Annotated in this window: 10 protein-coding genes and 1 pseudogene; 3 read left to right on the forward strand and 8 right to left on the reverse strand. The window is 65.9% G+C overall.

All coding sequences use genetic code 11. The features are described from left to right. Window positions 1–4 precede the first annotated feature (4 nt). Window positions 5–1,363, reverse strand: a complete 1,359-nt coding sequence (locus AC1Q5S_RS17290; protein ID WP_422205818.1) for an acyclic terpene utilization AtuA family protein — start codon at window positions 1,361–1,363, stop codon at window positions 5–7. A gap of 154 nt (window positions 1,364–1,517) precedes the next feature. Here AC1Q5S_RS17290 and AC1Q5S_RS17295 point away from each other — a divergent pair, with 154 nt between their 5' ends. Further along, on the forward strand, window positions 1,518–2,408 hold the full coding sequence (locus AC1Q5S_RS17295; protein WP_303837756.1) for a LysR family transcriptional regulator: 891 nt from the start codon (window positions 1,518–1,520) through the stop codon (window positions 2,406–2,408). 1 nt (window position 2,409) lies between these two features. On the opposite strand, the gene AC1Q5S_RS17300 is transcribed toward AC1Q5S_RS17295, so the two are convergent. The 6 genes from AC1Q5S_RS17300 to AC1Q5S_RS17325 form a co-directional block, all read right to left on the reverse strand. Then, window positions 2,410–3,465 carry a pirin family protein gene (locus tag AC1Q5S_RS17300; RefSeq protein WP_303837758.1) on the reverse strand — a complete coding sequence of 352 codons (1,056 nt, stop codon included), beginning with the start codon at window positions 3,463–3,465 and terminating at the stop codon, window positions 2,410–2,412. A 255-nt stretch (window positions 3,466–3,720) separates the two neighbouring features. Further along, window positions 3,721–4,293 (reverse strand): DUF1439 domain-containing protein, encoded by a 573-nt coding sequence (locus AC1Q5S_RS17305; RefSeq protein WP_303837760.1) that lies wholly within the window; start codon window positions 4,291–4,293, stop codon window positions 3,721–3,723. A gap of 256 nt (window positions 4,294–4,549) precedes the next feature. Then, window positions 4,550–4,801, reverse strand: coding sequence for a hypothetical protein (locus AC1Q5S_RS17310; protein WP_303837762.1), 252 nt, complete (start codon window positions 4,799–4,801; stop codon window positions 4,550–4,552). A 97-nt stretch (window positions 4,802–4,898) separates the two neighbouring features. Beyond that, on the reverse strand, window positions 4,899–5,672 hold the full coding sequence (locus AC1Q5S_RS17315) for a tRNA-uridine aminocarboxypropyltransferase (protein WP_303837764.1): 774 nt from the start codon (window positions 5,670–5,672) through the stop codon (window positions 4,899–4,901). Next, entirely contained in the window at window positions 5,669–6,286 is a 618-nt protein-coding gene (locus AC1Q5S_RS17320) for a class I SAM-dependent methyltransferase (RefSeq protein ID WP_422204845.1), read from the reverse strand. Before AC1Q5S_RS17320 ends, AC1Q5S_RS17315 begins: the two co-directional genes overlap by 4 nt. A 267-nt stretch (window positions 6,287–6,553) precedes the next feature. Next, window positions 6,554–6,937 carry a VOC family protein gene (locus tag AC1Q5S_RS17325; protein ID WP_303837768.1) on the reverse strand — a complete coding sequence of 128 codons (384 nt, stop codon included), beginning with the start codon at window positions 6,935–6,937 and terminating at the stop codon, window positions 6,554–6,556. A 154-nt stretch (window positions 6,938–7,091) separates the two neighbouring features. Between AC1Q5S_RS17325 and AC1Q5S_RS17330 the strand changes: the two genes are divergently transcribed. Together AC1Q5S_RS17330 and AC1Q5S_RS17335 are read left to right on the forward strand one after the other, a co-directional pair. Beyond that, complete coding sequence (locus AC1Q5S_RS17330) at window positions 7,092–7,664, forward strand: flavin reductase family protein (RefSeq protein WP_303837770.1); 573 nt, start codon at window positions 7,092–7,094, stop codon at window positions 7,662–7,664. 202 nt (window positions 7,665–7,866) lie between these two features. Beyond that, window positions 7,867–8,057, forward strand: a pseudogene (locus AC1Q5S_RS17335) (Fic family protein); the annotation flags it as partial. A 367-nt stretch (window positions 8,058–8,424) separates the two neighbouring features. Here AC1Q5S_RS17335 and AC1Q5S_RS17340 read toward each other — a convergent pair. After that, on the reverse strand, window positions 8,425–8,934 hold the full coding sequence (locus AC1Q5S_RS17340; RefSeq protein WP_303837771.1) for a DUF1993 domain-containing protein: 510 nt from the start codon (window positions 8,932–8,934) through the stop codon (window positions 8,425–8,427). Between the last annotated feature and the right edge of the window lie 443 nt (window positions 8,935–9,377).

A 9,377-nucleotide genomic window follows, 5' to 3' on the forward strand; every position in this document is an offset into this window, starting at 1 on the left:
CTGCTCAGCTCTGGAAGTAGTCGATGTGCGCCGGCACTTGTTCACGCGGCACAAGGGCGGACCAGACGCCGATCACCTCGCGCGTTCGCTCCTGGTGCGGCACGCGTTTGCCGGTGTGGGCGATACCGGAGACCGCCATGCCGTCCACCTCGCGGCCCACCTTGGCAGCTTCCTCGCGGGTGCGGGTCCGGGCCGCCACGCGGACCGCAATCTCGTACGGCTCGGAAGCGTTATCTGGAGTGGCCGCGCCATGCACGGCATTGATGCCCAGAAAATCGATGCGCGTCTCTTCGGCGTCGAGCTTCACGATCTTGAAGCGCTCCTGCAGCACCTTCCTGGCCAGCTCGGCGCGCCGCAAGGCGCCCGGGCCGGCATAGAAGAACATGTCCTCGCCGATGAAGCCTTCCGTGCAGCCCATGGACACCTTGAGCGTGGGCGTTCGCGGCTTGCCTGTCAGGCCCGTGACGCGCACCCGGTCCGGCCCCACCTGCGTGAGGTGCGCCTGCGTGAAGTCGGCCACCACGTCGGGCGTGAGGTAGTTGGCAGGGTCGTGCACCTCGTACAGCATCTGCTCCTTCACCGTCTGCAGCGTGATCGCACCGCCCGTGCCGGCCACCTTGGACAGGGTCACTGCGCCGCTGGGCTCCACGTCGGCAATCGGAAAAGCGAAGTTCCACGGATCGGGAACGTCCTTGAAGCCCGGGTCAGCAAAGTAGCCGCCGGTGACCTGCGCGCCGCACTCCAGCAGATGGCCGATGCCCGTGCCCGCGCCAATCTTCTCGTGGTCCAGCGGGTCCCAGCCGAACTCGAACATCAGGGGCGCCAGGAACAGCGAAGGGTCGGCAACGCGCCCTGTGACCACGATCTGCGCACCGGCGCGCAGCGCCTCCACGATAGGTTCGGCGCCCATGTACGCCTCGGCCGAGATCAGTGTCGATTGCAGCGTGCGCGTGGGCTGGCCGTTTTCCAGAATGGTGTCGGCCAGCTCCAGCACGTGGTCGGTGATCAGACTGCCGCCCACGGCAGCCACCTTCACGCCAGTGATGCCAAGCTCGCGCAGCAGCGCCACGATGCGCTCTGCCGCGCCCTTGGGGTTGATCCAGCCCTGGTTGGTGACGATGCGCGTTCCCTGCCGCATGCAGGCCGGCAGCACCGCACGCATGCGGTCATCGAGGTAGGTGTCGTAGCCGGGAAAGGACGGGTCGCGCCGTGCGCGCACCTGGGCAGCCGAGACCGTGGCCTCGGCCATGGTCTCAAAGCACAGGTAGTCGAGTTCTCCGCGCTCGGCGTTGAGGGCGGCCGGCTCCACGCGGTCGCCCCACCAGGCGGCGCCCGAGCCGATGCGCACCAGGGTCTTGGTCATGTGCCTTGTCTCCGTTGAGTGGTCTTTGTTCAGGGTGTCCTGCACATCGCTGTGCAAGGCCTTCGTGGCCATTCTGTACAGTCAGTGCCCCAGAGACAACGCACGGCCAGGCACAGGGCGTGTGAACCGATTTCACAGCATCACCCCCAGACCTATGGATAAATTTGGCGAACTGACCGTATTCCTGCGCGTCGTGGAGGAAGGCAGCTTCTCGGGCGCGGGGCGCAAGCTGGAGCTCTCGCCTTCGGCCGTGAGCAAGCTCATCGCGCGGCTGGAAACCCGGCTGAATGTGCGCTTATTCGAGCGCATCGCAGGGGCCATTCGCCTCACGCAGGAGGGTGAGAAATTCCGCATGGCCAGCCAGCGCGTGGTGGAGGCCATGGCCGAAGCCGAGAACGCCGTGAATGCGGCGGATGCCGAAGTGTCGGGCGTGGTGCGCATCCACACCGCACTCACCACGGCCAAGTACCTGATCGCACCGCACCTGCCCGCCTTGCTGGACAAGCACCCCCAGCTGCGGCTGGAGTTCCTGCTGGGCACCGAGCGCGGCGACTTCGCCAAACAGGGGATCGACGTGGCGATCCACAGCGGCCGGCCTACCGAGCTGTCACTGGTCGGCCGCCCCCTGATGCGGCGCCCGTGGGTGATTGCCGCCTCGCCCGACTATCTAAGCCGGCACGGCACGCCGCAGGTACCCGACGACCTGCTGCGCCACCGTTGCCTGAACTTCACGATCCGCATGCACTGGAACGCATGGACCTTCCACGAGGACGATGCGCTCAAGACGATCGACATTCCGAACCACGTGGGCGCCAATCAGGGCGAGCTGCTGCGCACGCTGGCCCTGGTGGGTCTGGGGGTGGTTCGGCTGGCCAACTTCCACATCGCTGCGGACCTGGCGGCCGGTACCCTGGTGTCGTTGCTGGCCGACTTCCAGGAGCGATCGGACGAAGACCGCTTCTACCTGCTGTACCCGGGTGGCCGGGGGCTGGCGCCGCGCGTGCGTGCCGTCGTCGACTTCCTCGCCGAGCACCTGGCGTACTGACTCACACAGGCGCGGGCACCTCGTCTGCATCCGCACCAGGGTAGCGCGCAAACCGCCGTGACTCGGTGCCATGCACCGGGTCCTGCTCGGGCCAGGGCCAGCCGCCAAACTGGGTGCGGCGGTAGTCGTTCATGGCCTGCATGATCTCGGCCTGCGTGTTCATCACGAAGGGGCCGTACTGCGCCACGGGCTCGCCAATCGGCTGGCCCTGCAGCAGCAGGCATTCGACGGCGCTGGTGCCGGTGTTGGTCAGCAGCCAGTCGTGGCCGGCTACCACCTCCAGCGCGGCGTGGCGGTCCACGTCCTGCGGCCCCACGCGCAGGCTGTCGCCCACGAAGAAGTACAGCATGCGGCGCGTGCCCTGGCCTTGTGCCGCGGGCAGCGTCCACTGCGCGCCGGGCGCCAGGTGCAGCGTCCAGATGGCCACGTCGCCCTCGGGCTGCGAGGCCCACGATTCGGGCGGCGGCGCCAGCGGTGCAGGCGCGCCGGGCAAGGCCCCCGCCACCACCGTCACCGTGGTGGCACGGCCTGCGGCATCCTGGTGCACCAGGCGCGGGATGCGCTCGTTCCACAGCATGGTGAAGTGCGGCGCCACCATCTTGTTCTTCGCCGGCAGGTTCAGCCAGATCTGAAAGAGTTCGAGCGGGTTGGGCGCGGTGGCGTTGAGCAGCGGAAACATCTCCGAATGCACGATGCCCTTGCCGGCCGTGACCCACTGCACATCGCCACCACCAAAGCGCGCGGCCGCGCCCAGCGAGTCGGAGTGGTCGATGAGCCCCTTGCGCACCAGCGTGACGGTTTCAAAACCGCGGTGCGGGTGGCCCGGAAAACCGGGCACGGTATCGCCGTGGTACATGCTCCAGCCGTCCTTGCGGCTGAAGTCGCTGCCGATCTGGCGGTCTTCCAGCGACACGGCGGGCGCAAAGGCGCCGTTGCCTGCCGGGTAGGCATCGTCATGGTGGGCGCAGAACAGGAACGGGTCCATCGTGGGCCACAGCGGGCCCAGCGCCTGGGCCTGCACGATGGGCAGGGTGGCGGTGGTTGGGGACGACGGCATCAGGGACTCCTTGGCAGATGAGCCACCACGATGGGGCGGCAGATGGGTGAAATATGGGGCCAACGCTGCCACGCGAAAGTGCGCCGGATGGAACACTGCGGTGCACTGTGCAGGACGGTGGCAGGGGCCCCTTTGGACATCGTGCAAGGCGCACAGCCTCTCTGGACAGCATGTTTTGGATGAAATACACCAAAAGTGCTTGTGTATCAAGCGCCAACAGCGATCAAAACAGAAGCATTACGCACCGCAGCGGATTCAAGGCTGCTGGCGCACAAAGGCCACCGTCAGCCCCTTGGCCGTCACCGTGATGGGTCCCGGCTGCAGCCCCAGGCCGTCGAACACGGCCGTGTCCTGCGGGCGCAGCTGGTGCAGGGTGACTTCGCGCAGCGCCTGCTCGGCCAGCACCGGGCCGTAGGCGTTGAGGAGTTCGGTGACGGCGGGCTTGAGGGTGGGGAAATCCAGCGGCCCCAGCCGGATCTGGTGGGCGCGCAGGCTGCGGTCGCTGGCCTCGTAGCGCAGCGCAAACTCCACATCGAAACTGCCCGCATGGCTGCGCCGCAGCGCGGGGCCTGCCGCATCCACCGCCATGGCCGCGCCCAGGCGGTTCACCTCGGGCAGCAGGCGCAGGCGCGGCGCCTGCACCGTCAAATCCAGCAGCCCCTGCACCGGCAGGCTGCGCGGAAACTTCTGCCCCACCATCTCCTGCAACTGTGCCAGCGGCACGGTGTAGCTGGGCTGGGCCTGCGCTCCGCGCACCCCCAGCAGCGCCGCACCCCCCAGGGCCATGGCGCGGGTGGTGGCGGTCAGAAATCGTCGGCGATGCAGCATGGGTGGTCTCCTGGAATGCAGGTGGGACACGGATGCGGTGAAAAAGTGCCGCATCTGCGGTGCGGTGTAGTTACTGAAAATTTCTTCGCGCAGCGCTGCATGCGATTCACCGGGACCTGCGCCAGGGTTCCAAACGATGGAAAACTTCAACCAGAATGGCCACCAGCGCTTATCCATCCAGCGCTGGCAGCCATGGTTTTCAAGTACCTCTGCCTTGGAACCCGTGCAGGGTCTCGCAGGGGTCGTGCACAGGTTCTCAGCGCCCCACCACCGACCAGCCGGCCTTCTGGTTGGTCTTGTCGTTCTCGTACTCCCAGGCTGTGCCGCAGCGGTCGCACACATAGCGGGTGATGGTCACTTCACCGTGGTCGCGGTTTTCCTTGCGGTTGCCGCGCTGCACCAGTTCGGCGTGGCCGGGCGCCTTGCGCCAGTTGCGCTGGATGCCCTGGCAGGGCTCACACAGGGCCATGGGTTTGAGTTCGTTCTGTCGTGCCAGGTCTTTGGTCATGGGGGGGGAGCCCTGGGGGCTGGTGTGTTGGGGGTGGGCCTGGCTTGCAGCCAGCAGGGCGGCTACTGTAAGGCACCGGCGCCCTGCGCGCGCAGGCTCAGGCCATTGTGCTCACATCGCGCAGGCGCTGGTGCAGCACATCGCCCTCGTCCACGGGCAGCTGGTTCTTGGCCTGCAGGTAGTGGTGGGTGAACACGTCGAGGTAAGCCTCCAGCGTCTGCGCCGCGCGGGTCTCGCCGGCCAGTTCGAGGCACAGGGCCGCCACCTCGCAGGTGCACAGGTGGTCATCGTGCGGGGTGTGGCGCAGGCGGTAGCGTGAGCGTTGCCCGGGCTGCAGGCGGAGCACGGGCAGGCGATCCAGATAGGGGCTTTTGCGAAACATCCGGCGCGCCTCGGGCCAGGTGCCGTCCAGCAAGATGAACAGCGGGCGCTTGCCGTTAGTGCCGCGCGGGGCTTCGGTGTCAGCGTTGCGGGGCACGGCATCCACCATGCGCTCGGGCGCCACGTCGTCACCCGGAAACACCACCACCGGCTGCCATTGCGGATCTGCCAGCAGGGCCAGCAGATCCGGGTGCACCGCGGTGCGCGCCCAGCCAAAGGCAAAGGTGTCGGCCACCACATCGGCGATCAGCCAGCCGGTGTTGCTGGGCTTGAGCGCCTCGACATCGCCCATCAGCAAACACACACCCGCGCGCGTGGGCACGGCCGGGCGCAGGGCGCACAGGCAGTGGCTGGGCAGCAGGCGGCAGCCTGCGCAGCGCTCGCCGCGCGGGCCGCCGCGCGCCAGAAAGGGCTTGGAGCTGCGCGCCAGGCGCTCGGTGCGCTGGCGCGAAACGGCATGGGGAATCACGGGTGCCGCAACCAGGGTCATCGGCCACCCGCACATTCGAGTTCAAACAGCGGCACCTCGGACTGGCGGCTCAGCCACACGCCGCCGCCCAGCTCGGTAAAGCCCTCTTGCAGGCCGCGCCGGTACAGCTCGGCCCGGTGGCGAAACAGGCGCGCGTCGGTCAGGTCTTCGTCGAGAATGTCGCGCTCATAGTCCTCGCGCGTGACGGCCTCGACATACAGCGCACCCCGGCTCAACCGGCCCAGGTTGCGCAGGGCCAGCTTCAGGTCGGACGGGTTCAGGTAGGGCAGCACGCCCTGGCAGATCACCAGGTCAAAAGGCTCCGCCGGGTCATGGGCCTGGTAGTCCACCACCGAACCGCGCTCCCAGCCAAAACGCCCGCACAGGTAGTCGCTGAACTCCACACCGTGGTAGCTGGCATCGGGAAAATGCCGCGCCAGCGCCCCACGCCACAGGCCGATGCCGCAGCCCACATCGAGCACCCGCTGCACTGGCACGCGCAGGTACTGCAGGTAGCTGCACACAAAGGCGCCCAGGCGTTCGGCATGCTCGGGGTCGATCACGCTGGTTTTCTTGTCGTAGTAGTAGCGCTGGTAGTAGGCCTCGTCGAACCATTGATCACTTGCAGATTTCACGCGTTTCTTTCCTCGGGCGGGCATGCCACGCCGGGCCATGGCAAAGGCGCACACGGGAACCGGCTATGGGCAACAGGCAAGGCGCCCGGCCGCATGCGGAGGAGTATGGCGCAAGGTGCTGGCGTAGTGTGCCAGTGCGAAATCATGGTACTTTTTTGGCTGCAGTGCTTTTACTGCCTACGCCTGCAGCTATGAATTTTGCATCACTGCCACCGTGAAACGGTGAAATGGCGCTGCGCGTGCGGTGCCGCGCAGCGCACCAGCGGCTTATTTTTTGGCGGGACGATGCAACACGCACAGCTTGTTGCCGTCAGGGTCGCGCACGTACGCCAGGTACAGCGTGCCGCCAGGGCCTTCGCGAAAGCCCGGCGGGTCTTCACAGGTGGTGCCTCCGTGGGCCACGCCGGCCGCATGAAAGGCGTCCGCCTGCTCGGGCGACTGCGCGGCAAACCCGATGGTGCTGCCATTGCCATGGTTGGCGGGCGCGCCGTTGATGGGCGTGGAGATGGCGAACGTGCCGCCCGCGCTGCGGTAGAAATAGCGGTTCTTGTTGGCCAACCCCGGCGCCACGCCCAAGGTACCAAGCAGCGCGTCGTAGAACTGCTTTGACTTTTCCAGATCGTTCACACCCAACATCACATGACTGAACATTGCGTCCTCCGTTAAAGCCCGATTCCGGGCGAAATATGACGCTGTGCATGGTAAGGGGGATGCTCGTCGACGGACCATCCGGATCAACCGCAGCACGTAGCTCCACGTACCCCGGGCACCCCGGATGACCGCCACCCCCGCCAGAATCCACGCCATGCAACCCACCCACTTCACCCCCGTACCGCTTGACAAAGCCTACCGCCTGCTCAACCACGGCCCCACCGTGCTGGTGTCGGCCAGTCATGCGGGCGAGGACAACGCCATGGCCGCCGCCTGGGCCTGCGCGCTGGACTTTGCGCCGCCCAAGGTGACCGTGGTGCTCGACAAGGCCACGCGCACACGCGAGCTGGTGGAAGCCAGCGGGCAATTCGCCCTGCAACTGCCCACCCAGGCCATGGCCGCGCTCACGGTAGCGGTGGGCACCGACAGCGCCAAAACCCACCCCGACAAGCTGCGCCAGCACGGCGTCCAGCTCTTCCACGCGCCCGGCCACGCCACGCCCCTGGTGCAGGGCTGCGCCGCCTGGCTGCTGTGCCGCGTCATCCCCGAGCCGCACAACCAGCAGGCCTATGACCTCTTCATCGGCGAAGTGGTGGCCGCCTGGGCCGACGACCGCGTCTTCCGCAACGGCCACTGGGAGTTCGACACCGCCCCCGACGCACTGCGCACGCTGCACTACGTGGCGGGCGGGCAGTTCTATGCCACCGGGGCATCGGTGCGGGTGTGAGCCGTATCGGCCCGGGCCGGGCGTGCATGGCAACCGACAGATTTCAGCTGAAAAGCGCCTCTCAGGCAATGTCAGAAAACGCAAGCAGCTATCAAATCAAAAGCAATCTGTTCGACCTGTGTCAGGCCATGAACGGCGGTGGCGTCCGGTGGTGCGGGGAATAGTGCATTGATTCGCCGCACAGTTGCGGCGAATAAGCGCATCGGGCGACGCCCTCATCCACACCGGGCTGGCGTATCTGTGAACCATCACCCTGCACCCCTTTGACGACGGCAACGGCCGCATCAGCCGCGCCGTGGGCGACATGACCCTGGCCCGGGCGGAAGGCAGCGCGGCACGCTGGACGTGACGCCGTGGCTGAGCTGGTTTCTGGCCTATTTGCTGCGCGCCGTGCAAGGCACAGACGGCCTGTTGGCGCTGGGCGTGCTGGGCGAATTGGAAGGCGGCGGACGCAATACGGCTTACGCATTGCAGAATTAAGCGACCTGAGCCAAAGCGCTGGTGCGCAGGCAAAAAATACAAGTTAAATCGGCATTTAGCCCTTATGCAGCAAGCGCAGGAAGCTATCAAAAGAGAGAATTCAAACTTCCTTCTGAGCCTTTTGCACCGCGAGTGCTGAAGACCATGTTTCTAGCGTGGCCCCCCGCAGGCAGCGCGGTAGCACCCCGGTGTGCAACTGCCAGCCAGCGCAGAGCGATGGCGGCTCGGCCTTCGGCTCGGGGCGAACGGTGCAAGGCCCTGCGCAACCCATATGCCGAGGTCAATAGGCGCCCATGAAGTCACGCTTGCCAATGGCCAGACCGTTGTGGCGCAGGATGTCGTAGGCAGTGGTCACATGAAAGAAGAACTGCGGCAGGCCGTAGTTCGCCAGGTACACCTGCCCCGTGAGCTTTTTCTCTTTGGGCGTGCCGGGGCGCAAGACGATCTCAACGCCTTCCTTGCCTTCAAACTGCGACGCGTTCACGCTGTCCAAAAAGGCCAGGGTCTGCGTCAACAGCGCATCCAGATCGGCAAAGCTTTTCTCTTGGCCAGCAAAGGTCGGCACCTCCACACCCGCCAGCCGTGCCGAGATGCCGCGTGAAAAATCGGCGGCAATCTGCACCTGCTTGAGGAGCGGAAACATGTCGGGCGCCAGCCGCGCTTGCAACAGGGCGTCGGGCTCGATCGACTTGGCTGCAGCGTGCTCGCTGGCCTGAGCAAGGATGGTTTGCAAAGCCGTCAGCATCTGCTTGAAAACGGGAACCGAGTGGATATACATCGAGCTGGTCATAGGGGGTGTTCCGGTAAGTGGGCGGGAGGGGGAAATCGATGAGGGCCAGCCCTGCCCAGAGCGCAAAGGGCTACCAGACGCATGTTGGCCTGGTTCGAAGGCTTCGGGTGATGCGCCTGGCGCGCACTGGCTGTGGCCTCTCCGGGCACTGTAACCCGTACCGCGTGGGCAACGCGCGGCAAGGTTAAAGCCGCCTTGGCCTTGTGGCCGTTCGTCCCTCGCGCTTGACCTGGGAGCGCTGACCCCGAAATTCAAATGCCTGCAAGGAATTGGGATGATTCGCAAATTGGAGCGGAGCGGCCGTCCAAATTTTTTAACCAAGTGGGCGTCCTCTAGCCGGCTGGTCTTGATGGCATGGCGCGATTAAGTATTTATCCGTAAATAACATTGACTGGTAGCTCAATCTTGCGCAGAGCGATGATGGCCGCAGCAAGGTGGTTGAG

Source organism: Acidovorax sp. GW835-FHT14B10 (assembly GCF_058793725.1).

What these genes read in the sequence shown, in the direction of transcription:
- AC1Q5S_RS17290 (WP_422205818.1), bottom strand. Translation starts at nt 1,363, where the DNA reads ATGACCAAGACCCTGGTGCGCATCGGCTCGGGCGCCGCCTGGTGGGGC.
- AC1Q5S_RS17295 (WP_303837756.1), top strand. Translation starts at nt 1,518, where the DNA reads ATGGATAAATTTGGCGAACTGACCGTATTCCTGCGCGTCGTGGAGGAA.
- AC1Q5S_RS17300 (WP_303837758.1), bottom strand. Translation starts at nt 3,465, where the DNA reads ATGCCGTCGTCCCCAACCACCGCCACCCTGCCCATCGTGCAGGCCCAG.
- AC1Q5S_RS17305 (WP_303837760.1), bottom strand. Translation starts at nt 4,293, where the DNA reads ATGCTGCATCGCCGACGATTTCTGACCGCCACCACCCGCGCCATGGCC.
- AC1Q5S_RS17310 (WP_303837762.1), bottom strand. Translation starts at nt 4,801, where the DNA reads ATGACCAAAGACCTGGCACGACAGAACGAACTCAAACCCATGGCCCTG.
- AC1Q5S_RS17315 (WP_303837764.1), bottom strand. Translation starts at nt 5,672, where the DNA reads ATGACCCTGGTTGCGGCACCCGTGATTCCCCATGCCGTTTCGCGCCAG.
- AC1Q5S_RS17325 (WP_303837768.1), bottom strand. Translation starts at nt 6,937, where the DNA reads ATGTTCAGTCATGTGATGTTGGGTGTGAACGATCTGGAAAAGTCAAAG.
- AC1Q5S_RS17330 (WP_303837770.1), top strand. Translation starts at nt 7,092, where the DNA reads ATGCAACCCACCCACTTCACCCCCGTACCGCTTGACAAAGCCTACCGC.
- AC1Q5S_RS17340 (WP_303837771.1), bottom strand. Translation starts at nt 8,934, where the DNA reads ATGACCAGCTCGATGTATATCCACTCGGTTCCCGTTTTCAAGCAGATG.